Raw genomic sequence first — 26,278 nt, 5'->3', positions numbered from 1 at the left:
TTTTAAAATAATATCAAAAAGGGCTTAAAATTTTAAAAAATTATCCAAAATTTTAGCGTGATACGCGACCCCCACGCCTTCCCTAAGCCCATCGTCAACGACTATTATTTTTGCGTTTTCATCGCTTAAAATCTCCTCTAAAAGAGCTATCCCGGCTAGAACGAGCATTTTTCTATCTTCGCCTAAAATTTTCACGCTCGTTTGCTCGTCTAAATTTAAAAATGTATCAAAAAGCGTTGTAAAATCATCTTTTTTAAGTTCGTAGCCATTTATCTTTTTTCTATCGTATGAGCTAAAATCAAAGCCGAGCTTAAAACTTGCCATAGTGGTTGGAACACCTGAAGTTAGGACGATGATGTCCCTTTTAAGCCCTTTTAAAAAGCTTTTTGCCTCTTTTGTCATCTCTTTTACATTTTGTTTTAGACTAAAAATATTGTTAAATTTCTCAAAGGTCGTGATAATCCCAAGCTCAAAACTAGCTTGAGTCTGCTCATTTGCTATCTCGGTACTAGCTCCACCCATATCTACAAATACGCAGTTTTTATCAGACAATCCAAGCTCATTTAATGCGTTTTTAACCCCAAATGACGTCAGCTTTGCTTCGTTTTTACCGCTTATTATTTTAAAATTTATACCAAAATCATCTTGTATCATTTTTAAAATTTTTTCTGCATTTTTTGCGACTCTCCAAACCCCAGTTGCTACGCCTTGGTGTTTTATGGTTTTAAAATTAAAAATTTCATCGGCTTGTTTTAATGTTTGTGTTAGTTTTTGTATGCAAATTTCAGAAATTTCTTTGCTTTTATTAACCCCTTTTGCTGAGCCAATAATTTTTTCATAAACTTTTATGATTCTTAAATTTTTATCCATAACCGCAAATCTTATAGTGTTAGAACCTAAATCTATACTTAAAAACATCATCTCTCCAAAAGGTATAAAAATTTTAAAAAATTTTATCAAAAAACGATAAAATTAAGGCTATAATTTCAAAAAATCGCAAAAAGGAATACGTTTGGGCAGGGACAATCTATTTGCAGCGAGTGTGTTTATCGCCACTATTGGATACTTTTCTTACTGGGGGTATGGATACGTTCCATCAGAACATCACATTATATTTTTTATGGCTAGTATTTTTGGTGTTTTTATGGCGTGTAATATCGGTGGAAACGACGTCGCAAATAGTTTTGGTACAAGTGTAGGTGCAAAGACTCTTACGATAAAACAGGCCCTTATAATCGCTGCTGTTTTTGAGCTAAGCGGTGCAATTTTTGCAGGTGCGGAGGTTACAAACACTATCCGCGGTGGCATTATAAATTTCCCTTCAGACTCTAGCGTTGATCCGATGAAATTTGTAGCGATTATGACTTCAGCACTTTTAAGCTCTGGATTGTGGCTATTTTTTGCTTCAAAAAAGGGACTGCCAGTATCTACAACGCACTCGATAGTAGGCGGTATAGTTGGAGCCGGACTTGTTATGGGATATACAACTTATGGTGGTTCAGAAGCACTTAATATGGTATCTTGGGATGGCATAGGTCGCATAGCTATGAGCTGGGTGATATCTCCACTGCTTGGAGGGATACTATCTTATTTTGTTTTTGGATATATTAAAAAATATATCATAGATCCAACAAAAGAGCTAAAAACGTCACTTAAATCACTAAAAAAAGAGCGTAAAATTTACAAAGAAGAGTTCATAAAATCACTATCTAATAAACCAAAAGATGAGCAGATAGATACGCTTTCTAGGATAGCCTTAATAGATGAGGATGAGATAGAAAATGCCGAGTATAGCGAGTATAGATCAAATATAAAAATGATGAAAGATCGCGAAAAGCACGTTGATACCTTTGCGGCTATGAAAAGACATATACCTTTTGTCGCAAGTTTTGGTGCCATTATTATCTCGTCAATGATGCTTTTTAAGGGTCTTGCACATTTGGATTTGAAATTTAACCTTATTGAAACGATTTGGATTATATTTGTTATAGGTCTTTTGGCGTATTTGGCTAGTTTTGCAATTATAAATGTAATGAGTAAAAATGATAGTGAAAAGAGTATAAATAGAATTTTCTCTTGGTTTCAAATTTTTACCGCTAGTTCTTTTGCCTTCTCACACGGTGCAAACGACATTGCAAATGCGATTGGTCCGTTTGCTGCTATTATAGATGTTTTAAAAACTGGCGTCATAAATGAAAAATCAGCCGTTCCTGATGTGGCTATGATAACATTTGGCATAGCATTGGTGGTTGGACTTTGGTTTTTGGGCAAAGAAGTTATAATGACTATCGGCTCTAAACTAGCTGAAATTTTACCTACGACCGGCTTTAGTGCGGAGCTTGCTGCTAGTATTGTGATTTTATTTGCTACAAAATTAGGACTTCCTGTTAGCTCTACGCACATTCTAATCGGAGCCGTGCTTGGCATTGGGATACTAAATAAAAATGCAAACTGGTCTATGGTCAGACCTATACTTTTAGCGTGGGTGATTACTCTTCCGACTGCGGCGGTTAGTTCGGCATTATTTTATATGATATTAAAGGAATTTATGGGATTTTGATAAAGCACAGCGATAAGCCGAGTTCTGTCGTGAGTGATCATTTATCTAATCTTGCATTTGCATACAAGCTTGAGCGAAGGGTTTAATATAAGACTAAAACCACCCCTTCTTGCTGCGAGTTGGGTTTATAAACGCACTTGTTGCCAAGCTCGTTGGTGGGCTCTTACCCCGCCGTTTCACCTTTTCCGATTCTCGGTAGTCTGCTTTCTGTTACACTTTCCCTTGGGTTGCCCCAGCCATCCGTTAGATGGAACTCTGTCTTATAGCAGCTCGGACTTTCCTCTATTTCTAGCGATCACTTGCTGTGCTGACGGCATTTTAGCGTATTTTGCTTAAAAATTTTATATAATGCAAAAATGGATAAAGAACAGCTAATAATAAATCATTTTAATAATAAATTTTTAGGCGATGACGCAGCAGTGCTTGGCAAAATGGTCTATGCTAAAGATCTCTTTTTTGAAGATGTGCATTTTAAAAGGGAGTGGCTTAGTTTAGAGCAGATAGGCTATAAGGCGATGATTGTAAATTTTTCAGACATCATCGTGATGAATGCCACTCCAAAATATGCTCTTTTGGGACTTGCCCTGCCAAAAAGTATTACAAATGAGCAGATAACTGGACTTTATGGCGGTATTAAAAAGGCTTGTGATAAATACGGCGTAAGCATCATTGGCGGAGATACGATTTGCAGTGATAAAATTTGTATCAGTGTTAGTGTGTTTGGGGTTTTAAATGCCAAGGCTGTTTTTAGAAAAGGGCTTAAAAATGGCGATTTTATCGCTTATACTGGTAAACTTGGCTCTAGCTTAAAATCGCTTAAAAGTCTTATAAATATTGGTAAAACAAGCCCTAAATCTAGATTTTTTGACCCTATTTTAAGGGATGGATTTTTTTACAAGTCGGCTAAATTTATAAACTCAGCTATGGATATTAGCGACGGGCTTACGCAAGATTTAGCAAAGTTATGTGCTAGTGCCAAAAAGGGCTTTAAATTTATAAAAAAACCGATAAAATACGAGCTAGAAAGTGGCGAAGAGTATGAAATTTTATTTAGTTTTTCGCCCAAAAATCGTGCAAAAATAGAGCAAATTGCAAAAAAAACACGCACAAAAATCACAATTTTTGCCAAAGCAACGAAAGGAAGATATAAAACAAATGCAAGATCACACCACTTTTAAGCCACTATATTCGCTAACTCACGCTCCTATAAACGCACATTTTTCTAAAAATTCAGATGATTTTGTCGTGCGTGAAGTGCCACTTTATGAGTCTAGTGGGGATGGTGAACATCTAATGCTTCACATCCAAAAAAAAGATCTTACAACACAAGAAGCACTTGCGATTTTAAGCGAATTTAGCGGTGTAAAAATGCGTGATTTTGGCTACGCTGGACTAAAAGACAAACAGGGTATGACAACTCAGTTTCTAACAATGCCAAGAAAATTTGAGACAAATTTGTCAAATTTTAGCCACGAAAAGCTCAAAATTTTAGACACAAGCTATCATAATAACAAGCTAAGAATAGGGCATTTAAAAGGCAATAGATTTTTTATACGTCTAAAAAAGGTTATGTCAAGTGAGGCTAAAAAGCTAGAACAAGCACTTTTAAATATCGACAAACAGGGCTACCCAAACTACTTTGGCTATCAGCGTTTTGGTAAATATGGCGATAACGCCACAAGCGGACTTGAAATTTTAAAACACGGTACATTAAACGGCAAGAGACTTAAAAATCCAAAACTTAGCGATTTTTTAATCTCAGCTTATCAAAGCGAACTCTTTAATCAATATGTAAGTAAAAGAGTTGAAATTTCACGCTTTAGCGATGACTTTAGCCAAAAAGAGCTTTGTGAAATTTATAAATTTGATACGCAAACAGCTAAAAATTTAAAATCCCAAAAGCAGTTTTTTAAGCTAATACAGGGCGAAGTTTTGGGGCATTATCCATTTGGTAAATGCTTTTTGTGCGAGAATTTAGACGTTGAACTAGAGCGATTTTTAAGGCGAGATATTACAAGTTATGGTTTGATTGTGGGAGATAGGGCTTATACTTCAAGTGGCGTTGCTTACGAGCTAGAGCGTGAAATTTACGCACAGGCATTTGAGTTTAGTAAAAAAATGGTTGGTTCACGGCGTTTTGCGTGGAGTTATTTGGCTGAACTTGATTTTAAATACAATGAAGAAAATGCCCATTTTACGATGAGTTTTATGTTGCAAAAAGGCTCTTATGCTACGGTTGTTTTAGAAGAAATTCTACACAGGGATATTTTTGATAGTTAAATTACTCGTGTTTTACGCAAATTCAAATATTATTTTGATAAAATCAATTTTAAATTTAAGGATGGCAAAATGGAATTTTTAAATCAGTATAACGATCACATAAAAGAGAGAGCAAAGCAGGGTTTGCCGCCACTTGCATTAAACGAAACACAGACAAAAGAGCTAGTAAATCTGCTAAAACAAAACGATAAAAACCAAGATGAGCTTATTAAAATTCTAGCCACTCGCATAAATCCGGGCGTTGATGAGAGCGCTAAGATTAAGGCTGAATTTTTAAATGAGATTATAAATCACGAGCTAAAAATTTCTGGTATTGATAAAATCACAGCCATTAAAATGCTATCAACTATGCTTGGTGGATATAATGTCATAGTGCTAATCTCAGCCCTACAAAATGCCGATAAAAACGTAGCTAAGCAGGCTTGCGAGGCACTTAAAAATACCATTTTTGTCCATAGTTATTTTGATGAAATTTTAGAACTTTCAAATCACAATGAATTTGCACTTGAAATTTTAAAATCGTGGGCAAATGCCGATTGGTTTAAGGTTAAAAAACCGCTAGATGAGTGTATAAAAGCCGTTGTTTTTAAAGTTAGTGGCGAGACAAATACTGATGATTTAAGTCCAGCAGGTGACGCCTTTACTCGCTCAGACATACCACTTCACGCAAATGCAATGCTTAAAAATCGCCTTACAAATGCCCTTGATAAGATAAAAGAGCTTAAAGAGCGTGGTTTGGCGGTTGTTTATGTGGGCGATGTTGTTGGCACTGGTTCAAGTAGAAAAAGTGGCATAAACTCAATCCAATGGCACTTTGGCGATGAGATAAATGGTGTGCCAAATAAAAAAACAGGTGGCATAGTAATTGGCACGACTATCGCTCCGATATTTTTTAACACGGCACAAGATAGCGGTGCTTTGCCAATTGTCGCTGACGTTAGTTTGCTTGATATGGGTGATGAGATTGAAATTTTGCCTTTTAGGGGTGAAATTTTAAAGGACGGCAAGGTTGTTAGCACATTTAAACTCACGCCAAATACAATAACTGATGAGCTAAGGGCTGGTGGCAGAACGACTTTAATGATAGGCAAAATGCTTACACAAAAGGCAAGAGAGGCGTTAAATTTAGAGCCCGTAAGTGATATTTTTATCAAAAATGCTGACGTTTTGGCTGATGATGAGAGCGGATTTACTCTGGCTCAAAAGATGGTCGGCAAGGCGTGTGGCGTAAGTGGCGTTAGGGCTGGGCAGTATTGTGAGCCACTAACTCTAACCGTTGGCAGTCAAGATACAACAGGGCCGATGACAAGAGATGAGATAAAAGAGCTTGCTAGTCTTGGATTTGGTGCTGATTTTGTGCTTCAAAGCTTTTGTCATACCGCTGCTTATCCAAAGCCAAGCGATGCGATCTTGCATAAAACTCTGCCAAAATTTATAAACTCACGTGGTGGTGTTAGTTTAAAACCGGGTGATGGCGTCATACACTCGTGGCTAAATCGTATGGTTTTGCCTGATTCTGTCGGCACTGGTGGCGATTCTCACACGAGATTTCCTATCGGTATTAGCTTTCCTGCTGGTAGCGGTCTTGTAGCATTTGCAGCGGTGCTTGGGTCTATGCCACTAAATATGCCTGAGTCTGTGCTGGTGCGTTTTAGTGGGAGTTTAAGAGAGGGCATAACGCTTAGAGATTTGGTAAATGCCATACCTTACTACGCCATAAAACAGGGACTTTTATCGGTTGATAAAAAGGGTAAAAAGAATGTCTTTGCAGGGCGAATTTTAGAGATTGAAGGGCTTAGTGATTTAAAAGTAGAACAAGCCTTTGAGCTTAGTGACGCAAGTGCCGAACGCTCAGCTGCTGCTTGTGCTATCGCCTTAAACACCGAGCCGGTTGTTGAGTATATAAAGTCAAATATCGCTTTGATTGATGAGATGATAAAGGCTGGTTATAATGACGCAAACACACTAAAAAGACGCCGTGAAAAGATGAGTGAGTGGCTTAAAAATCCAACCCTTTTAAAGGCAGATAAAAACGCAAAATACGCTTACACAATTGATATAAACTTAGATGATATAACCGAGCCAATTCTAGCCTGTCCAAACGACCCTGATGATGTAGCTACACTATCTGAAATTTTAAGTGATGAAAGGCGTCCAAAAAACATTGATGAGATCTTTGTAGGTAGCTGTATGACAAATATCGGGCATTATAGGGCATTAGGCGAAGTCTTACGTGGCAAAGGACAATTAAAAACTCGCCTTTGGGTTGTGCCTCCAACAAAAATGGATAAAGATAAGCTAACTAGCGAGGGTTATTACTCTGTTTTTGGGGCAGCTGGAGCTAGGATTGAGGTGCCTGGCTGTTCGCTTTGTATGGGTAATCAAGCAAGAGTTGCCGATAACGCCGTCGTCTTTTCAACATCAACAAGAAATTTTGACAACCGAATGGGTATGGGGGCAAAGGTCTATCTAGGCAGTGCAGAACTTGCTGCTGTTTGTGCGATTTTGGGGCGAATCCCAAGTGCGAGTGAGTATTTTGAGATTATTAAAAATTCTCTAAATGATAAAGCGGATAAAATTTATCAATACTTAAATTTTAACGAGCTAAGCGAGTTTTCGTTATAAATTTGTTAGAATAACTGGTTTTAAAGGAGTTGTGATGAAATTTTTATCTATTTTTTTGATATGTTTTTCATTATATGCAAATGCAAATTTAGATTGTGAGCAGCTTGAAAATTCGCCTGGTTGCGACGGCTCAATTTTGGCAATACCTCAGATAAAAGATCTTTTAAACATAGCTGTAGTCGTCAGAGCTGATAATGCAAACTGCATAGGGGCAACAGCAGTAGCTAGTAACATAAACGCACTAAAAACCACACTTATTCAGGCATCTTTTTCGCCAAGAGAGTATGCTAAGACGCTATTAAAACCAGAAGAAACTGAGAGGTTAAAAGATATTTGGAGCGGATATTTTAGGTATTGGGGTTATCAAAGTTTTTATAATTACTCAAAATTTAGCGAGTTTTGGGACGCTTATAATCACGCTCAAACTCCACTTGTAAAATTTTATGAGCAAAAAGGGTTTAAGACTTTAGAAGCTGCGTATTTTGCTACCTCTGTTTTAAATGAAATTTTAAAATACTCGGTGGCAAGTTATCCTGATATGAATAATTTGCCAGATATCACTCAAGAGCAAAAGGCTTTAAGCGATAAAAATATAAGCTATGACGGCATTCTTGCCATTTTATACTCTAAAAATTTTACGCTAAAGCAGATAGATGAAATTTTAAAAACCGCACTTGTTTTAAATAAGTCAGTTGACATCATCTCTCAAATTTTAAAGCTAGGTGCTCAGATAAATGTTGGCGATGAGAGTGCATTGTTTTTTGCGCTTGGCTCTTATGAAAATATGAAATTTCTCATACAAAATGGTGCCGATGTAAATTATAAAAATGCGTTTGGCAAGAGTATTTTATTTTACGCTGTTGAGTTAAACAATATAGATATGATAAGGCTTCTTATCCAAAATGGTGCTAATGTAAATGAGAAAATCATTGATGAAAATACAAAAAGTGCTATTTTAAATGTCGGAGAGAGTTTGCCGTTTTATATAAATTTGTGTGCTTTAGAGCATACGAACAAGAGTGTTTTAATGGATGCTGCCGCATACTCAACGCCTGAAATTTTAGATATTCTCATCCAAAATGGTGCAAATTTAAATGACATTGATGATATAGGATTTAGTGTCCTTGACTATGCCAAAAAATATAAAAACGATGAAAACGTGAAATTTTTACAAAATTTAGGCGTAAAATCAAATATTTATGAGTAGGAGGGTGTTATGAAGCAGACGGCTTTTATCACTGGTGCGACATCTGGTTTTGGCGAGGCGATAGCAAAGAAACTTTCGCTTGAGGGTTATAAAATCATCGCACTTGGACGCAGAAAAGATAGGCTTGAAAACCTTGCAAATGAGCTTGGTAATACGCATATAATTGCTTGTGATATTAGGGATAAAGAGGCTGTTTTTGACGCTATTAAAAACTTGCCTGAAAATTTTAGAGATATTGAAATTTTAGTAAATAACGCAGGTCTTGCTCTTGGTGCTGATGGGTTTAATGATATGAGTATTGATGATTGCGAGATTATGATAGATACGAATATTAAGGGACTTTTATACTCTACAAAGGCGGTTTTGCCGATTATGAAAGAGCGAAAGTCAGGCTATATTTTTAACCTTGGCTCGGTCGCTGGGGCTTGGCCTTATGCTGGTGGCAATGTTTATGGTGGCACAAAGGCGTTTGTGAAGCAGTTTAGCTACAACCTTAGAAATGATTTGCGTGGATTAAATATTCGTGTGACAGATATTGCTCCAGGGATTTGTAAGACCGAGTTTAGCGAGGTTAGATTTAGGGGTGATAAGACAAAAGCGGACGCTGTTTATGAGGGAACTCAGTTTATTACCGCTGATGATATAGCGATGATAGTTTTAAATTGTATAAATTTGCCAAAGAGCGTAAATGTAAATCGTCTTGAAGTTATGGCGACTACGCAGAGTTGGGCTGGATTTTATTTTGAGAGAGATTAATTTAAGGGGATTTAATGAGTAGAAATTTTTTGTTTTTAGCTTTGTTGCCGCTTACGCTTTTTGCTGACGCGGCGGAAAATGCCAAAATTTTTGGCATATGGACGCTTGTCCCGCCAGTTGTAGCAATAGCACTTGCGTTTATAACCAAAGATGTTATATTATCGCTTTTTATAGGCGTTTTTAGTGGAACGTTTTTAATAAATATCATAAACGAAACTATCTTTATGTCATTTGTTAAAGGCTTTACGGGTATAGTTGAGCGTATAGTTGGTTCTATGGCTGACAGCTGGAATGCTGGTATTATGCTTCAAGTGCTTTGTATTGGTGGTGTGGTCGCACTTATAACTAAAATGGGTGGTACAAAAGCGGTCGCACTTTGGCTTAGTAAAAAGGCAAAAACAGGCATATCAGCTCAAATTTCAACTTGGGTTATGGGTATTTTTGTGTTTTTTGATGACTATGCAAATGCTTTAATTGTCGGTCCAATAATGCGTCCAATAACAGATAAATTTAAAATCAGCCGTGAAAAACTAGCCTTTATCATTGACGCCACGGCGGCCCCGATTGCTGGTATTGCTATCATCTCAACGTGGGTTGGGCTTGAAATTTCGCTTATTAAAAACGGATATGAACTTATTGGAGTAACCGATATAAACGCTTATGGAATTTTTATAGAAACTATTCCTTATAGATTTTATAATATCTTCATACTATTTTTTATAGTTTATACGGCATTTATGGGGCGTGAGTTTGGCTCAATGCTAACGGCTGAACGCCGTGCTAGACGCGGAGAGTTGCACTCTGGTAAGGTTATGATGGAAGATATTGAGGATAAGACTCTAGAGCCAAAAGAGGGCGTAAGACTTGCTATGTCAAACGCGGTCGTGCCACTTTTTGTATTGATAGTTGGGGCGTTTGTAAGTTTTTATTTTAGTGGTTTAAAGGCACTTGATGGAGAGGCTTTAAAATTAGCCCTAGAAAATCCACTTAGCTTTAATACATTTAGGGAAACTTTTGGTGCTGCTGACGCTTCAGTAGCACTTTTTCAATCAGCACTACTTGCTACGATAGTTGCGATAACAATTGGTGTTTGGCGTAAAATTTTTGGCGTTAAAGAGGCTATTAGCACTTGGGTAAAGGGTTGGAAGACGATGATTATAACGATTGTGATCTTGCTTCTTGCTTGGAGCTTAAGCTCTGTTATTAAAGAGCTTGGAACAAGTCGCTATTTGGTCGAACTCCTTAGCCAAAGCACACCAAAATTTATCCTGCCAGTTGCTATATTTGTTTTAGGCTCTTTTATATCTTTTTCAACAGGCACGAGCTACGGCACAATGGGCATTTTAATGCCTCTTGCTATACCTTTAGCAAACGCAGTTGGCGTTCATTATGGGCTTAGTGGTGACGCTATGCACTCTTATATGATAGTAAATATATCCGCTGTTTTAACAGGTGCGATATTTGGCGACCACTGCTCTCCGATATCAGATACTACGATTTTAAGCTCAATGGGAGCAGGTTGTAACCACATAGATCACGTAACGACCCAAATGCCTTATGCTATTAGCGTTGGTCTTATTACGATTTTTGTTGGCTATATCCCTACGGCACTTGGGCTTAGTGCTTGGGCTACTCTACCGCTTGGCTTGATTGCTACTTGGGCACTTGTTAGATTTGTTGGTAAAAAGGTTGAGGCTTAGTGGATTGTTTGCATTTAAAAGAGTGTGGTAGTTGCACTCTTTTTAACCCTTATGATAAACAGGTTGATTTTAAGCTAGAATTTTTACGCGAAAATTTTAGCGAGTTTTATGGTGGCGATTTTGAATTTTTTAAAAGCGATGAGAGTCATTATAGAACTCGTGCTGAATTTGGTATTTGGCACGAAAATGACGCTATTTCATACACGATGAACGGCGTAAATGGCAATAAAATTTTAATTAAAAACTGCCCAAAGGTAAGCCGTAAAATTTATGATTTTATGCCAAACTTAATTGAGATTTTGGGTCAATTTGAGGGGCTAAAATCAAAGCTTTTTGGGGTTGAGTTTATTAATAGCACTAGTGAGCTTTTGTGTGTTTTGCTCTATCATAAAAGGCTTAATGAGAGTTTTAAAAATGAGCTTGAAATTTTAAAATCGGCGTTTAAAAACGTAAATTTTATAGCTAGAAGCAAGGGTGTAAAAATCATTTTAGATGAGCCAAATTTAAGCGATGAGCTAAATATTGATGATAAAATTTATACGCTAAATTACGATGAAAACGCCTTTATCCAGCCAAATAAAAAGGTAAATGAAAGTATGATAGGCTGGGCTAAAAGTTGCGTTAAAAACGGCACTGATTTGCTTGAGCTTTACTGCGGACACGGCAACTTTACATTGCCTTTAAGCGAGAATTTTAGAGCGGTTTTGGCCACTGAAATTTCAAAAAGCTCGATTAAAAATGCTACGAAAAATTGCGAGTTAAACAATATAAAAAATATAAATTTCGTGCGACTTAGTGCTGATGAGCTAATGAGTGCGTTTAATCGTGAGCGTGAGTTTAATCGCCTTAAAAATTTAGACATTTTTAGCTATGATTTTAGTCATATTTTGGTTGATCCGCCGCGCGCCGGGCTAAGCAAAAACGTGATAGAGTTTATCAAAAACTATGAAAATATTATCTATATATCCTGTAATCCTGCTACGTTAAAAGAGAATCTGCGTGAGCTTGTAAGAACGCATAAGATAGTGCGGTTTGCGGGGTTTGATCAGTTTGCAAATACTCATCATTTAGAATGCGGAGCTTTGTTAAAGCGTTTGTAGTCTGTTTGTCTTTTTCGTTTATACTTTGTTGGTTTTAAAATTTCAATGCTCACATACTTTGTGTATGCTCCGCTTGAAAATCTAAAACCGCCTCGTCTAAACGAAAAATACTTCACGATTTGAACTGAAAAATTTGTGATTTAATCCTGCTTGTCTTTTATATTTAAATTAAGTGCGTGGAGCTTAAATAAATATTTTTCACAACCCCCAAAGGCTAATTTGTAGCCTTTTTTAGGTTGTTCATTTTCGTCCCACGCCCTTAAAATATATCAATTTTTGAAAATATGGTTGTTTTTAACTAAAGCCATATTTTAGTGTTTAATTGTCGTGTTTTGATTGCTGTGCGATACTTCACAATTTACGCTTAAAATTTTTAGCTATGCGTTTTTGTGATTTATCTTTATCATAATCTCTTTTTTGCTATAATCACGCATTATTTTAAAGGAATTCTTATGGTCTTATTAAACAAAATTATCCAAGCCAAACGCACCATAAGCGGTTTTGTGGATAGAACTCCATTTGCGTTTAGCTCAAAATTAAGCACGTTAAGCGGTGCTAAAATTTACCTAAAAGAAGAAAATTTGCAGCGAACAGGTGCGTATAAAATCCGCGGTGCATATAATAAAATAGCAAATTTAAGCGACGATGAGCGAAAAAAAGGCGTCGTAGCTGCAAGTGCTGGCAATCACGCACAAGGTGTGGCAATATCTGCTCGTGAGTTTGGCATTAAGGCTGTGATTGTGATGCCTGAATCCACTCCGCTTTTAAAGGTGGCAAATACAAGGGCTTTGGGGGCTGAGATTTTACTAAAAGGCGATAATTTTGATGAGGCTTATGAATTTGCCATAAACTACGCAAAAGAGCATAGTATGAGCTTTATCCACCCATTTAACGATGAGTTTGTTATGGCAGGTCAGGGCACAATTGGGCTTGAAATGCTTGATGAAGTAGCCGACCTTGATATCGTCATCATTCCAGTTGGTGGCGGCGGGCTAGCTAGTGGAATTTCAAGTTGCGTTAAACAGGTAAATCCAGATATAAAGGTCGTTTGCGTGGGTGCAAAGGGTGCGCCTGCTATGTTTGAGAGCTTTAAAGCAAAAAAGAGCATAAACTCAAAATCAGTTCGCACGATAGCCGATGGTATCGCTGTTCGTGACGCTAGCGAGACCACTTTGGCAAATATTATTGAGTGCGTTGATGAGTTTGTTCAGGTTGATGATGAAGAGATTGCAAATGCGATTTTGTTCTTACTTGAAAGTCAAAAAATAGTCGTTGAGGGTGCCGGTGCGGCTGGTGTGGCAGCATTAATGCACGGTAAAATCAAACACAAAAAGGACGCAAAAATCGGTATTGTGCTAAGTGGCGGTAACATTGACGTGCAAATGCTCTCAATCATCATCGAAAAGGGTCTAATAAAATCAGCACGTAAGATGATAATTCAAGTTACGTTAATTGATAAACCGGGTGCGCTTTTAGCCCTTACAGATACGTTAAAAACAGCAAACGCAAACATCGTAAAGATTGATTATGACCGCTTTTCAACCGAGCTTGAATACGGCGACGCTAGTATCATCATCACGCTTGAAACAAAGGGTAAGGATCATCAAGAGCTTGTCGCCACGCTTTTAAACCAAAATGGATTTGAGTTTAAACAGATTTTTTAGGGGATAAAAATGAATGAATTTATCATCGTATCGCTTTTAAGTTTGCTTTTGTTATCGGTTTTTGTTATTTTTCGCACGAAAAATGAGTTAAGCAGACATAAAAAAGAGAGTGAAAATTTTAGCCACGTAAATCAGATAGAACAGCTAAAAAGTATCGGCGAACTCTCGGTTTTTCAGGTGTATAGCAAAGAGATCGTTACTAAAACCGACCACGCTTTTGGCGAGTTTGGCGATAAGTATTTAAGGTGGTTAGTAAGCGAGAAAAAACTCTCGATGATATTTGAGTTTGAGATAAATTTTATCTATGATTTAACGAGCAAAGAGCTTGAAATTATTCAGGTCGCAAACTCAAAATTTCACGTAAAAATGCCACCTTGTAAGTATAAATTTTCAATTGCCGATATGAAATTTTACGATGAGAAAAACGGCAAATTTATACCATTTTTACTACCTGACGCATTAAATAGCTTCTTTGGATCTGGTTTTCGTGAAGATGATAAAAATCGCTTGATAGCCGAGGCAAAAATAGAGGTTGAAAAGATGAGTTTAAGGCTCATTAAAGAGCTTGAAAGTAAAATTCACAAATCCGCCCGTGATACGCTTGAAGCGATTGCAAAGAGTTTTGGAGCACAGCAAGTTAGCTTTGAGTTTAATGATGATAAAAGTCAAATTGATTTAAAAAATATAGCGTAATGATAGATAAAATTTGTGAGATTTTAGACGCAAAATTCCCAAAAAATGGTGCATTTAAGGGCGATTTTGACTGGTTTTATTTTTACAGGATTAGTAAAAAGACCGAGTTTAGCCACGCATTTTACGAGCCATCATTTTGCGTGATTTTAAAAGGGCAAAAGGCGGTTATGATTAAAGGCGAAACGATAAGTTATGATTGCGACCGCTATGTGATTGCTCCTATGCATTTAAGCGCAAGGGTGGCGATTACTAAAACGCCCTATGTGTCGCTTAAAATCGCATTTAGCGTTGATGAAATTTTAAGTGTCATTAAAGAAATGGGCGTTAGCGATTTTAAGGACACAAAGGATTTGGGGCTGTTTTTTGGCGACCTTGATGACGTTTTACTTGATGCGATTTTTAGGCTAGTAAGCATTGAAAATGGCGATAAATTTAGGGCAAATTTAATCAAAAAAGAGATTTTATACCTGCTTTTAAGTGGTGCTGGGGGCGATTTTTTACGCTCATACACGCAAAGTGGGAGTACAAAAAACGTGATTTTAAGGGCGATAAACGAGATAAAAGCAAACTACAAAGACCGCATAAATATGGACGATTTGGCACGAAAACTTGGCATTTCAATCTCATCTTTTTACTCAAATTTCAAAGATGTTGCAGGAGTTAGCCCGCTTGCATTTACTAAGCATTTAAGACTTGAAGAGGCGAAAAATCTCCTTTTAAACAGCGATTTTGACGCTCACAGCGTGGCTTTAATGGTGGGCTATGAAAGCCCAACGCAGTTTAGCCGTGAATACGCCAAAATGTATGGCTTACCGCCGATCGCTCACACGAAATTTCTAAAATCGCAAGGGTTTTGATAGCTTTAAAACATCGTATTTTGATTTTCGCTTTTTTCAGGGATATCTTGGATGACGTCCCAGTGTTCTACGATTTTGCCATCTTTAACGCGAAATATATCCACAGCGGCTTGACCTTTGTCGTTTTCGTTTAGCTTAATATGATTGTGAATAAAAACTAAATCGTCGTCTGAGCCGATATTTTTAATCTTGGCACTACTTTTTGGGAATTCTTTTAAAAAGCCCTCCATACCATTTTTAAATGCGTTTTTGCCATCCTTAAAGCTCGGATTGTGCTGTATATATTTTTCATCTACTAATTCGTCTATAACCGCTATTTTATGCTCATTAAACAAAGCATTCCAAAAATTTTGAACCAAAATTTTATTTTGAATGTGTTGATTATTTTTGTTGTTAATATCGGCTGAAAATGCCGATGAAATGCAGGTAGTTAGTGCAAGAGAAAGTAAGAGTGATTTCATTTTTTATCCTTTTTGGTGAAATTGTTGTAAGTTTATTTATTACAGCGACAATTGTAGTAGAATTTATTTGTAATGTCAATAGTTACAACGATATTTTTGCATTTTATTACATAAATCACTAAAAATTTAAATTTTGTAGAATTAGGCAAGGATTTTGGAGGATTAGGCTACCGCAAATTTTTAAAAGCAGTTATAATTATGGCATATTTTTTCAAAGGATTTAAAGTAAAAACCTTGCTTAAAATGCTACTTTTTTACAAGTTTTGTCGTGGCAAATGAGAGTGGCAAACATATCGCAATTACAGGCATAAAAGACGACAAAAGCGTAAATTGGCTTGAAAAATTAAGCAATGATGAGTATGAGAAATTTATAAAAAAGGCGAATTTATAATGTTTCGCATAATTTTTGCATTGATTTTAACACTAAATTTAAAGGCTGATGAGATGAAAATCGTATTTATCACGCAAGGTAAAGAAATTTTTGCAACACTAAATGATAACAAGGCGGCAAGGGATTTTTACTCTCTTTTGCCATTAAAAATTGAGCTTAAAGATTATGCTGGGGCTGAAAAATATGATAAATTGCCAAAACCGCTTGATGTGAGTGACGAGCCAAGCACGGACGGCAAAATAGGCGATATATCGTATTTTGCACCGTGGGGAAATTTTGTAATTTATTATAAAAATCAGCCATTTTACAACGGCATTATTCGTTTAGGTAGGTTTGACGGCGATTTTAGTGCGGTTATAAACTCAAAAAACGTAGAGATAAGGGCAGTAAAATGATAAAATTTGACGGCATTATTAAGCCAGATTCAGAGCTTTTTAGCCATATCCAAGAGCTTGTTGAAATAAACAGAGAAAAAGTCGCAAAACTAAGCGGTGCGTATCTATCTCGTGATGAGATACGAGAAATTCTGTCAGACATAACTGGCGTTAGTGTTGATGAGAGCGTGATTGTAAATTTGCCCTTTTACACGGACTTCGGACATCACATTAGACTTGGTAAAAATGTCTTTATAAATCAGGGCGCGATGATGACTGACTTGGGCGGAATTTTCATCGGAGATAACGTTTTAATCGCTCCAAGAGTAAATATTTTAAGCGTAAATCACCCAACCGACCCAGCACTTCGCACCGGACTTATTTTAAAGCCAGTTAGAATTTCAAATAACGTTTGGATTGGAGCTGGTGCTACGATACTACCTGGTGTAAATATTGGCGAAAACGCCATAATCGCCGCCGCTTCTGTCGTAGCAAAAGATGTCCCGCCAAACTGCATAGTCGCAGGTAATCCAGCCAAAATCATCAAAAATTTTTAAATTTATAAAAAAATTAAGGTATAAAAAATGAACGCAAATGATACGATTTTGGTCTATTTTTCAGCCACAAACCGCACTAAAAATGTAGCAGAGATAATAGCACAAAAACTTGGCATAAAAAGCGTGAGTTTAGAGCCAAAAGAGCCTTATACGCCACAAGATTTGGATTACAATAACCCCAAAGCAAGGGTTTATGTAGAGCTTCAAACTCGCCCAAATGTAGTGCTTAAAAACGCAGTAATTAGCGACTGGCAAAGCTATAAAAACGTGATAACTAGCTATCTGGTTTGGTGGTATGATTACGCTTGGGTGATGAATGAGTTTTTAACCAGTAACGATTTTACTGACAAAAATATCGCCGTTTTTGCAACTTCTGCTAGTTCTTAACTTGGTGCTAGCGCTGAAAATCTAGCAAAAAAAGGCAAAAGGCGCAAAACTAATTGCTAAAAAAGGCTTTGAGATGATAAATGAAAGGCAAATTGGGGACTGGAGTGAAAAAATATTAAAAATAAAGAGTTAAAATCACAAATTTTAAAGGATAAAAATGAGAAATTTTAGTTTTGTTAATCCGACAAGGATTGAATTTGGCAAGGGTAAAGAGCAAAAAATTGGCGATTTTATGAGCGAGTTTGGCGTTAAAAGAGCGATTTTGCTTTACGGCAGTGAGCGTATTAAAAATAGCGGACTTTACGATATCGTCGCTAGTAGTTTAAAGCAAAACGGCATTGAGTTTATCGCACTTGGCGGTATTAAATCAAACCCAGTTTTAAGCAAGGTAAATGAGGCTATAAATTTAGCACGTGAGTTTAAGGCTGATAGCGTTTTAGCTGTTGGTGGTGGTTCTGTTTTAGATAGTGCAAAAGCCGTTGCTGCCGGGGTTTGCTATGACGGCGACGTTTGGGATTTATTTACTGGTAAAAGTCCAAAAACGGCACTTAAAATTTTTGACATCATCACACTTGCTGCCACTGGTAGCGAGATGAATAACGGAGCGGTGGTAACAAATGAAAATACAGCTCAAAAATACGCAATTAGTGGCGAGTGCCTTTATCCAGTCGTTTCTGTTATAAATCCAGAGCTTCAAGCAAGTGTGAGCCGTGATTATTTGGTATATTCGGCTGCCGATATCATCGCTCACAGCATTGAGGGCTATTTTAGCGCGACTTATCATCCAGAGCTTGTTAGAATGCAGATTGAAGCAAACATTAAAACTGTTATAAAAACGACTGAAATTTTGCTAGAAAATCCAAATGATTATGACGCAAGAGCTGAGTTTGCGTGGGCTGCGACTTTGGCGTTAAATGGCTATACATATCTTGGTGTTGAAGGTTTTAGCTATCCAAATCATATGCTTGAACACGCGATGAGTGCGATTACTGATTGTGCTCACGGAGCTGGATTAAGCGTAGTTATACCGGCTTGGAGCAAGTGGTATAGGGATAAAAATCCGGACGCCTTTAAGCGTTTTAGTCGTGAAATTTTTGGATTAAACTCGGCTGACGATGGCATAAATGCACTTAAAGCGTGGTTTGATAAAGTAGGCACTCCAACTAGTCTAAAACAGCTAAATATTGATGATGAAATTTTAGCTAAAATCATTGATAACGCCGTAATGAACGCAAAAGCGTGGCGAATGGATAAACTTTACACAAAAGAAAATATCACTGAAATTTTCGCCCTTGCAAAGTAAATTTTTAATGCTAGTTTTATCGGCACTAATGGCTTTTGCCTCGGTGTCGGTAGATGCTTATGATGCCTATAAATACGCAAATTTGTATTGTAATTTAGGCGTTAATATCTTAATAATATTATAAAAAAATATATAAATCACAGGATAAAATACTAAAATTACTTGCAAAACAAAGCATGCAAAAATGTGCTTTACTATAATTACAATGAAAATAGATAAATAAAATCTCTAAATTTAACAAATTGTTAAAAATTGCTCTGCGAATTGGCTATTGCCGATTTTAAGGGGATTAGAAAGGCCAAAAAATTATAAATTTGCAATCTCTTTTAAGAGACTAAGTGTGCTGTTTTTTTTGTAAGGACAAAACTTAACCCCTTTAAAGAGGTTAAGTTTTAAAAATTGTATGAAAATTTTAGATTAAATGTACGTGGGTCGCCATAAACCATTTTGTTAGCACCAATGCCTTCAAAGTAGCGTTTATTAAAGAGATTGTCTACATTTAGTTGGATGTCAAAATTTTTACTTATATTGTAGCCAAGCATTAAATTTGCCAAAGTGTATGCATTTTGCGTTATTTTTGTATTGCCACTTTCTACGTAAATTTTGCTTTTATATTCAAGTCCGCCGCCGATTCTAAAATCGCCAATTTTATATTTTGCAAATAAATTTGCTGTCGTTCTTGATGATTGGGTATCGTATTTTTTGCCTTCTGCGTCTTTTGCGTTAAAGTGAGTTAGTCCGGCGCTGATTGTGAAATTTTTTGTGATATTGCCACTTGCGTCTATCTCAAAACCCTTGCTTGTAACGCCTTTTTTAGCCTCATAAATAGACTCGCCAGTGGCAGAATTTTTGCGTCCAGTATCCACGCCTAACTTATCTTGTTCTATTCTAAAAAGTCCAAAACTAGCAGATAATGCTCCGTCAAAATAGTCGCCCTTTATGCCTATTTCATAATCCTTGCCGTTGATTGGATCAAGGTATTTATCATTTGCGTCCTTAACACTTTGTGGTTTAAAAATGCTTGTGTAGCTTGTATAAAGCGTGTGATTTTGTCCTAAATCGTAAGTTAAGCCAATATATGGTGTTAGTTCATTTGTGAAATTTCTGTTGCCCTTGCCACCATTTTCTTTATATTTATAGTAGCTTAGTCTTGCTCCAAGTAGAAATTTTAACTCATCAGTAAGTGAGAGTTTGTTTGCAAAATAGATTGCCTTTTGCGTGGTTTTATTTGCATTATTTTGATTTTTATATGCAAATTTTGGGTCGCTTAAATAAAGGTTGCTAAAATCTATTACGCTATTTGTTGTGTAGGCTATGCCAGCTGGTGTGGTTTTGTTATGCCAGTAACTACTTACTTCATCATCTCCTTGTTTATAAAGGTTATACATAGCACCAAATACAAATTCATGCTCTAATTTAAACGCTTCGTATGGTAAGTTTATGTAGGCGTCAATGTTGTGAATTTTCTCTTCTCTTTTGTTTGCATAAATGCTTAAATCTTGCATATTTTTGGTGTTGTCATTATTTACTTTACCGCCGTAGTAAAGTAGATTTGAGTCGGTATTTGCACGCCTAAATGAGTATGAGAGATTTAAACTAGCTTCGTTTAAAAAGTAGTGCCTAAAATCGGCATAAAAATCAAGCGTCTTTAAATCCCATCTAGTCCAAGGCTGTGAAAATATCTCATTTTTGCTAAAATTTCGTCTGCTACCATCAGCATTAAAGGCTGGCATACCACCCCATCTAATCCCATGTCTTTTTAGCTCTTGATAAAACATGCCCAAACTAAGCCACGAATTATCAGATATATCGCTATCTAAAACGCCATAAATTGCGGTGTTGTGGCGGTTGTAATAATCCATATATGACTTAGCATCATCGTGTGAGAATAAAATTCTAGCACGAACTGAGCCGTCAGCATTTAGCGGACTTGAAACATCGGCGTTTATGCCGTATTTATCGTAGCTGCCGGCATTTAGGCTAAAACTACCTTTTAGCTCTTTACTATCGGCTCTTTTTCGTATAAAATTTAAACTAGCAGCTGGATTGCCAGCACCTGCTAATAAGCCATTTGCTCCTTTTACAACTTCAACTCGCTCATAAGGTAGCAAACTCATATCATTTGCACCTAGACTAAAACCGCCAAAACTAGGCATAGAATCAAGCAAATAATAATCTATCTTAAAGCCCCTAGCGCTTGGATAAACTCTCTCGTCCCACTTATTTAGCGTAACACCTGGTATGCTTTTTAACAGGACTTGATAGTCGTTTATGTTTGAGTCTTTTAATCTAGCTTCTGTTATAACACTTAGTGATTGTGGGGTTTGGCGTGAGCTTAAATTTAGCCTTGTCGTGCTTTTTACAAGCTCTTTTGCTTGATAATTTACATCATCTTGCCTAATAAAAGCGGTGATATAAATCCCTTGTAGCTCCTTTTGCTCATCTGCTAAAAGATTAGATATAAATGCCAAATTAGCAACTAAGAATATGGTTTTTTTCAATTTTCTCTCCTTTTAAATTTTTTCGTTTTATCCATAGATAAATGCCTGAAATTGTTAAAATAAGTGGTGAAAGTCCAGCTAAAAACCATAATAATTTAGTAAATTGATTATAGTTACCAAAATGTGCTTTTCTGAATGTTTCTAAAAATTTTTCATTTAAATTTTGTTTTGAAATATCTTGTATTTGAACTAAATTTGCATTAGTTTTATCATAAATAATTTGCGATGAATACTCATTAAATAAGAAATTTTGAGTTTTTACATAACCAAAAAGTCTGATGTTTGCCCCATCAAAAAATGGAAGACTAATATAATGTGTGTTAAACCCCTTTAAATCGTCGTTTGCTCGTTTTATTAAATCATCAAGCGAGATTGATTTATTGTAAATTTTATTATCTATGATGAAATTTGAATTATCAAAATTTGGCATAAACAAGAGTCTAAATTCCCACCAAATGCCACTTATTGCGGTTGCTAATAAAATAGGTGTAGAAAAAACTCCTATAAATTTATGTATATCAGACATAAAAATGGCTAAATTTTTTCGTCTTAAAAGAAATAAATTTTTGTAAAAATTTCTATAAATAATAAAACCGCTAAAAAGCACTAAAATTGATAAAATCCCAATGATACCGACTATAAAATTGCCACCATTTTCAATTAGTAAAATTTCGTGAACATGTAGTAAAATGCCCCAAAATCCCTCGTCGTGAGGTGTCGGTTCTAGTGTGATTTTTCCGTTAGTTGGGTTAATGTATGTAAATAACCACTCTTTTTGTGGGTCGTCGTGTTTTATGAGCCAAATTTTGTAGTTTTTTTGCGAGTTTTTATCAATATTTATGCCAACTATTTCATAATTTTTATAGTGGCTATTTATAATTTTTACAAGCTCATCAACACTAAGCCTTTGCTCCCCCTCCCCCCCCCTTTTATTATATCTGTTGTATTTGGCGAAAATAGGCTATTAAGCTCATCTTTATACACTAACAAAGAGCCACTTATGCAGATTATTGTAAATAAAATACAGATTGCTAGTGATAAATAAGTGTGAATTTTATAAGCTGTATTTTTAATACTCATTATTATAATATTCCTTTTTTAAAGCAGCATTTTATTTTAAAAATTTTAATATTTTTTAAATTCATTATCAAAATTTTAAAGGCAAAAAACAAATTTTTAAAACTAACTATTTTTTTTATTTGATTTTTTGTAAAATGTTCGCAGTTTTTTAAAGGTTTTTAGATGGATAATATAAAATTTTAGTGCTGGCGGTAGCAAGACTCAAGGGTCAAGCTCAACGTGTTTTAGGTTAAGTAAAAGCGTTTTAATTGACGCTGGTAACGTAATAAGTGCCATTGGCGACGAGTCGGTTGAGATAAATCATATTTTTATAACGCATGCGCACGCTGATCATATTATGGATCTGCCGTTTTTAATTGATGGATTTTTTGAGCAACGTCAAGAAACATTAAAACTTTATGGCTCAAAAGATACATTAAATTCCATAAAAACACACGTTTTTAACAACGAAATTTGGCCCGATTTTTCAAAGATAAAACTATCAAACGGCGAAGTTGCACTTGGTTTTTGTGAAATTTCACAATCTGATACGCTAAATTTTGACGGACTTTTTATTACGCCGATTATATATCACATAAAACCGGTCTATTTAGAAGAGATTAGGCATGAGCTAAAAGAGCTTTCGTTGCTTGGACAAAATGATAAAATTTTAGAAGATGGTGATGAGATAAATATCAAAAAAAGCGTCGTTAAACCCTTTACTTCGCCACAAGCTCAATTTGAGAAAATTTTAAATATCAATTTAGAGTTAGCAGATGAAGAGAATTTAGATGAAATTTTAAAAATGATTTTAACCTACACAAGAGAGCTTACTCATAGCGATGGTGGCACACTTTATATGATTTCACCAGATAGAAAATTTCTTGATTTTAAGGTTATTGAAAACGAGAGTTTAGGTATTCATTTAAGCGGACACAATGGCGAAAAACTTTGGGATTCGCTCCCACTTTATTTAGATGACACCACTCCAAATCATACAATGATAGCTACAATTTCAGCCTTAGAAAATAAGGTGATAAATATATCTGATGTTTATAACTCAAATGAGTATGATTTTGAAGGGGTTAGGGCGTTTGATGAAAAATACGGCTACCACTCATCATCAATGCTAACAATACCGCTTGTAAATCACGAAAACGAGGTCATCGGCGTGATTCAGCTTATAAATAAAATTTCAAATAAAAATGAAGCGACAATTTATAACAAAACGGACGAGAAAATCGCTAAAATTTTCTCTCGCCAAGCCGGTATGGTGCTTACGACAACGCAACTAATTTTAAGTCTTGAAGAGTTTTTAAACGCCTTTGTTTCAACAATCGCAAGTGCAATTGACGCAAAGTCAAAGCACACAATAAATCACATTACAAAAATGGCAAAACTAGCCCCATTAATCGCCACTTCAATTAGCAACGATAAGACGATTTATAAGGACGTAACTTACTCAAAAGCCGATATGGACGAGATTGAACTAGCTGCAAAGCTACACGATATAGGTAAAATTTCAATGCCAGAAACGATAATGGATAAGGCGACAAAACTTCAAAGAATAATTGACGGCATTGAGCTTATTAAAGATAGACTTGAAATTATAAAGCGTGATAAAGAGATTTTGTTTTTAAAAAACGAAATTTCAAAAGAGCAGTTTGACGCTGAGATAAAAGAGCTTGATGATGATATGAAATTTATCCAAAAGGTAAATAAAGGCTCTGAATTTATGCGTGTTGAGGATACAAAACGCATAATTTTAATGTCAAAATACACATATATGCGTGAGGGCATAAAGGCGTATTTGCTTTCAGAACAAGAAAGATATAATCTATTAATAGAAAAAGGCACACTAACAAAAGAAGAAAAGGACGTGATGAATTCGCACGCACAGCTTAGTATTGATATGTTAAAAGTCCTGCCGTTTCCTAAAAAATATCAAAATGTCTTTCATATCGCCGTAAATCACCACGAAAAGCTAAACGGCAAGGGCTATCCAAGGGGGCTAAGCGAGGCTGATTTGACGCTTGAAGATAGGATAATGATCCTAGCTGATATTTTTGAGGCACTTACGTCGCATTCTCGCCCATATAAGGGTGCGATGAAGCTATCTGAGGCGTTTAGCATACTTGATGCGATGGCTGATAGAAACGAGATAGATAAGCAGATGTTAGAATTTTTTAAAACAAGCGACGCCTTAAAACAATATGTTAAAGAAGAGCTATCGCCTGAGCAGGTTGATGAGTTTTAAAAGCTGTTTTGCCTTGTATTTTTATTTGATTTAAGCTAGTTTATGGCGTTTTTGAAATGATAATCAAGCCTAAAAGCTGTAATATAAATTTGCTTTAATTGTGTATTTTTGATAATCATATATGCTTTGGTTTGAGTTTGTATCGGTGTAGCGAAAATTTAGCCCAAGGGCAAATCCGCCACCAAGATTTTGCATTAGTCCAGCTTCGTAAGCGATTTTATCGTTTTTACGCTTTGTGCCGTATAGAAAATTTTCAGTCGCTTTGTATCGTTCGTTGTGATACTCAGCCGATGTGATAAGCGATGTTTTTGGTGTGAGCTGGTATAAATTTTGCAGGTTTATGCCAAATAGATTATAATCAACATTTGGATGAGGTTTGCCTTTTAATCTATTTTCGCTACCCAAAAACAGCCCGAGTGTCGTTACGCCAAAGGTGTTGCTATCATAGCCTAGTGCTGTTTCAAGCGTGTAGTTTAGTGCGTTTTTGTATTTATAATCAGATTTTATAAAATTCTTTTTTGATACTCTAATTTTGCTTTTGCTAATTATCTTTTCGTTGATTTTATAATCAAGTTTAAAAAGCAAAGAGTAGGTATTTAGATAATCGCTATCATCAAGCCAAATTCTATTTGCCTCTACGCTACCATAATTTTTGCTATTGAATTTTTAGCGGTTGAAACGAGATCTTTTTCTTCAAGTTCAATGCCATTTTTCGCCCTAATTTCTTGTTTTCTCTTATGATTTTTACTTCGCCATCAAGCGAAACGATAGAGCCAATGCTACCAAAAAGCCACGTATAAAGCCCAAAAAAGGGCAAAAATTAACCTAATCACGAGAAATTCCTTATTGACAATTTGTTTGCATTGTAATAAATTTTTAGGTTAATTTTTGATAAAAAACTATCTTTACTTTGTGCGAGTAAAGACCCATTTTAACGCACTATCTAGCTCATAGGCGTGTAGCCAAGTGTGGCGATGAGAACCGCCGTCAAAAATTGTTAAATACACGTGGCAATCATCGTTTATTAGCTCATCTATCTTTTTGTTTGCTAAAATTTTATCTTCTACATTAAAATTTGTTTGTTTAACGCAAACGCCTAAACTTTCTATCTTTTTAACAAGCTCTTGCATGCTATTTTTCGCACTCGTATCGCCGTCTGAAACGGCTATGAAAAGGTTTTGATTTGCCACATTTTTATAAATTTGTGTATCCCATTTTGCAGCTAAAATGTAAGAAGCGGCGAAAAAATTTGGATATTTTGCGTCAAGTGCGAGTGAGCTCATCGCACCCATTGACTGACCGGTGTTGTAAATTCTGTTTTCGTTTATGTTAAACCTAGTTTGAAGCGATTTTATCAGCTCTATAACCACATCAAGTGTTTTGCTGGTTTTAAAATTATCATCAACGATAACCCTGTCAAATTGTGGTGCTAAAACGAAGCTAGGATTGTCATTTTGCCACTCATCACTTGCAAATTTTATAGCTCCTAATCCCTGAAATAGCGTTGCGTTAATATCAGGTGAAACAACGCCAGCATCGTGCATAA

25 protein-coding genes and 1 other RNA gene are annotated in these 26,278 nt (G+C 36.0%); 17 read left to right on the top strand and 9 right to left on the bottom strand.

Features of this window, described 5'->3' with window-relative positions:
* Positions 1-24: 24 nt before the first annotated feature.
* Positions 25-918, bottom strand: coding sequence for a Ppx/GppA phosphatase family protein (locus CMCT_RS05200; protein WP_034966834.1), 894 nt, complete (start codon positions 916-918; stop codon positions 25-27).
* Between the two features lie 94 nt (positions 919-1,012).
* On the opposite strand from CMCT_RS05200, the gene CMCT_RS05195 reads away from it, so the two are divergent.
* Positions 1,013-2,560, top strand: coding sequence for an inorganic phosphate transporter (locus CMCT_RS05195; RefSeq protein WP_034966836.1), 1,548 nt, complete (start codon positions 1,013-1,015; stop codon positions 2,558-2,560).
* Here the strand turns inward: CMCT_RS05195 and rnpB are convergent.
* Positions 2,558-2,871: RNase P RNA component class A (gene rnpB / locus CMCT_RS05190), an RNA gene on the bottom strand. The two genes, CMCT_RS05195 and rnpB, sit on opposite strands and share 3 nt — an antisense overlap.
* Positions 2,872-2,916: 45 nt before the next feature.
* Between rnpB and CMCT_RS05185 the strand changes: the two genes are divergently transcribed.
* From CMCT_RS05185 to CMCT_RS05135, 10 genes are all read left to right on the top strand, one after another.
* Complete coding sequence (locus CMCT_RS05185) at positions 2,917-3,738, top strand: thiamine-phosphate kinase (protein WP_034966839.1); 822 nt, start codon at positions 2,917-2,919, stop codon at positions 3,736-3,738.
* Entirely contained in the window at positions 3,716-4,840 is a 1,125-nt protein-coding gene (gene truD, locus CMCT_RS05180) for a tRNA pseudouridine(13) synthase TruD (RefSeq protein ID WP_034966841.1), read from the top strand. The genes CMCT_RS05185 and truD overlap by 23 nt, the downstream gene beginning before the upstream one ends.
* 69 nt (positions 4,841-4,909) lie before the next feature.
* Complete coding sequence (locus tag CMCT_RS05175; protein ID WP_034966842.1) at positions 4,910-7,465, top strand: bifunctional aconitate hydratase 2/2-methylisocitrate dehydratase; 2,556 nt, start codon at positions 4,910-4,912, stop codon at positions 7,463-7,465.
* A gap of 34 nt (positions 7,466-7,499) precedes the next feature.
* Positions 7,500-8,672, top strand: a complete 1,173-nt coding sequence (locus CMCT_RS05170; RefSeq protein ID WP_176325048.1) for an ankyrin repeat domain-containing protein — start codon at positions 7,500-7,502, stop codon at positions 8,670-8,672.
* Positions 8,673-8,681: 9 nt separating this feature from the next.
* The gene (locus tag CMCT_RS05165) at positions 8,682-9,428 is read left to right on the top strand and encodes an SDR family NAD(P)-dependent oxidoreductase (protein ID WP_176325047.1); all 747 of its coding nucleotides are present in this window, start codon (positions 8,682-8,684) and stop codon (positions 9,426-9,428) included.
* A gap of 14 nt (positions 9,429-9,442) precedes the next feature.
* The gene (locus CMCT_RS05160) at positions 9,443-11,128 is read left to right on the top strand and encodes a Na+/H+ antiporter NhaC family protein (protein WP_176325046.1); all 1,686 of its coding nucleotides are present in this window, start codon (positions 9,443-9,445) and stop codon (positions 11,126-11,128) included.
* Positions 11,128-12,228 (top strand): tRNA (uridine(54)-C5)-methyltransferase TrmA, encoded by a 1,101-nt coding sequence (trmA, locus tag CMCT_RS05155; protein ID WP_034966845.1) that lies wholly within the window; start codon positions 11,128-11,130, stop codon positions 12,226-12,228. The genes CMCT_RS05160 and trmA overlap by 1 nt, the downstream gene beginning before the upstream one ends.
* A 452-nt stretch (positions 12,229-12,680) precedes the next feature.
* Entirely contained in the window at positions 12,681-13,892 is a 1,212-nt protein-coding gene (ilvA, locus tag CMCT_RS05145) for a threonine ammonia-lyase (protein WP_034966846.1), read from the top strand.
* 9 nt (positions 13,893-13,901) lie between these two features.
* A complete protein-coding gene (locus CMCT_RS05140; RefSeq protein WP_034966848.1) occupies positions 13,902-14,585 on the top strand; it encodes a DUF4230 domain-containing protein in 684 nt (227 codons plus the stop codon).
* On the top strand, positions 14,585-15,442 hold the full coding sequence (locus CMCT_RS05135) for an AraC family transcriptional regulator (RefSeq protein ID WP_034966849.1): 858 nt from the start codon (positions 14,585-14,587) through the stop codon (positions 15,440-15,442). The genes CMCT_RS05140 and CMCT_RS05135 overlap by 1 nt, the downstream gene beginning before the upstream one ends.
* A gap of 5 nt (positions 15,443-15,447) precedes the next feature.
* Here the strand turns inward: CMCT_RS05135 and CMCT_RS05130 are convergent, their stop codons facing one another.
* Complete coding sequence (locus CMCT_RS05130; RefSeq protein ID WP_034966851.1) at positions 15,448-15,903, bottom strand: nuclear transport factor 2 family protein; 456 nt, start codon at positions 15,901-15,903, stop codon at positions 15,448-15,450.
* A 268-nt stretch (positions 15,904-16,171) separates the two neighbouring features.
* Between CMCT_RS05130 and CMCT_RS09445 the strand changes: the two genes are divergently transcribed.
* The 5 genes from CMCT_RS09445 to CMCT_RS05110 all read left to right on the top strand — a co-directional run bounded on the left by CMCT_RS09445 (position 16,172) and on the right by CMCT_RS05110 (position 18,915).
* Positions 16,172-16,294, top strand: coding sequence for a hypothetical protein (locus CMCT_RS09445; protein WP_280525190.1), 123 nt, complete (start codon positions 16,172-16,174; stop codon positions 16,292-16,294).
* The gene (locus tag CMCT_RS05125) at positions 16,294-16,689 is read left to right on the top strand and encodes a cyclophilin-like fold protein (protein ID WP_051654807.1); all 396 of its coding nucleotides are present in this window, start codon (positions 16,294-16,296) and stop codon (positions 16,687-16,689) included. Before CMCT_RS09445 ends, CMCT_RS05125 begins: the two co-directional genes overlap by 1 nt.
* Positions 16,686-17,225, top strand: a complete 540-nt coding sequence (locus tag CMCT_RS05120) for a DapH/DapD/GlmU-related protein (RefSeq protein ID WP_034966853.1) — start codon at positions 16,686-16,688, stop codon at positions 17,223-17,225. Before CMCT_RS05125 ends, CMCT_RS05120 begins: the two co-directional genes overlap by 4 nt.
* A 27-nt stretch (positions 17,226-17,252) precedes the next feature.
* A complete protein-coding gene (locus CMCT_RS05115) occupies positions 17,253-17,612 on the top strand; it encodes a flavodoxin (RefSeq protein WP_051654808.1) in 360 nt (119 codons plus the stop codon).
* 157 nt (positions 17,613-17,769) lie between these two features.
* Positions 17,770-18,915 carry an iron-containing alcohol dehydrogenase gene (locus CMCT_RS05110; RefSeq protein ID WP_034966854.1) on the top strand — a complete coding sequence of 382 codons (1,146 nt, stop codon included), beginning with the start codon at positions 17,770-17,772 and terminating at the stop codon, positions 18,913-18,915.
* A 392-nt stretch (positions 18,916-19,307) separates the two neighbouring features.
* Here CMCT_RS05110 and CMCT_RS05105 read toward each other — a convergent pair whose 3' ends face one another.
* The 3 genes from CMCT_RS05105 to CMCT_RS09440 form a co-directional block, all read right to left on the bottom strand.
* Positions 19,308-21,416: a TonB-dependent siderophore receptor gene (locus CMCT_RS05105; RefSeq protein WP_034966856.1), complete on the bottom strand. Its 2,109-nt coding sequence runs from the start codon at positions 21,414-21,416 to the stop codon at positions 19,308-19,310.
* Positions 21,388-22,170 (bottom strand): PepSY-associated TM helix domain-containing protein, encoded by a 783-nt coding sequence (locus CMCT_RS05100; RefSeq protein WP_280525198.1) that lies wholly within the window; start codon positions 22,168-22,170, stop codon positions 21,388-21,390. Before CMCT_RS05100 ends, CMCT_RS05105 begins: the two co-directional genes overlap by 29 nt.
* Before the next feature lie 128 nt (positions 22,171-22,298).
* Positions 22,299-22,496, bottom strand: coding sequence for a PepSY-associated TM helix domain-containing protein (locus CMCT_RS09440; protein ID WP_280525189.1), 198 nt, complete (start codon positions 22,494-22,496; stop codon positions 22,299-22,301).
* Positions 22,497-22,833: 337 nt separating this feature from the next.
* On the opposite strand from CMCT_RS09440, the gene CMCT_RS05095 reads away from it, so the two are divergent.
* Positions 22,834-24,732, top strand: coding sequence for an HD domain-containing phosphohydrolase (locus tag CMCT_RS05095; protein ID WP_176325044.1), 1,899 nt, complete (start codon positions 22,834-22,836; stop codon positions 24,730-24,732).
* Positions 24,733-24,801: 69 nt separating this feature from the next.
* Here CMCT_RS05095 and CMCT_RS05090 read toward each other — a convergent pair whose 3' ends face one another.
* The 3 genes from CMCT_RS05090 to CMCT_RS05080 form a co-directional block, all read right to left on the bottom strand.
* Positions 24,802-25,317, bottom strand: coding sequence for a surface lipoprotein assembly modifier (locus tag CMCT_RS05090; RefSeq protein WP_051654809.1), 516 nt, complete (start codon positions 25,315-25,317; stop codon positions 24,802-24,804).
* A gap of 70 nt (positions 25,318-25,387) precedes the next feature.
* On the bottom strand, positions 25,388-25,549 hold the full coding sequence (locus CMCT_RS05085) for a hypothetical protein (protein WP_176325043.1): 162 nt from the start codon (positions 25,547-25,549) through the stop codon (positions 25,388-25,390).
* 88 nt (positions 25,550-25,637) lie between these two features.
* On the bottom strand, positions 25,638-26,276 hold the full coding sequence (locus CMCT_RS05080; protein ID WP_034966857.1) for a carboxylesterase family protein: 639 nt from the start codon (positions 26,274-26,276) through the stop codon (positions 25,638-25,640).
* Positions 26,277-26,278 lie beyond the last annotated feature (2 nt).

The organism is Campylobacter mucosalis, from assembly GCF_013372205.1.
GTDB lineage: Bacteria > Campylobacterota > Campylobacteria > Campylobacterales > Campylobacteraceae > Campylobacter_A > Campylobacter_A mucosalis.
This window is presented reverse-complemented; position numbering and strand designations above follow the sequence as displayed.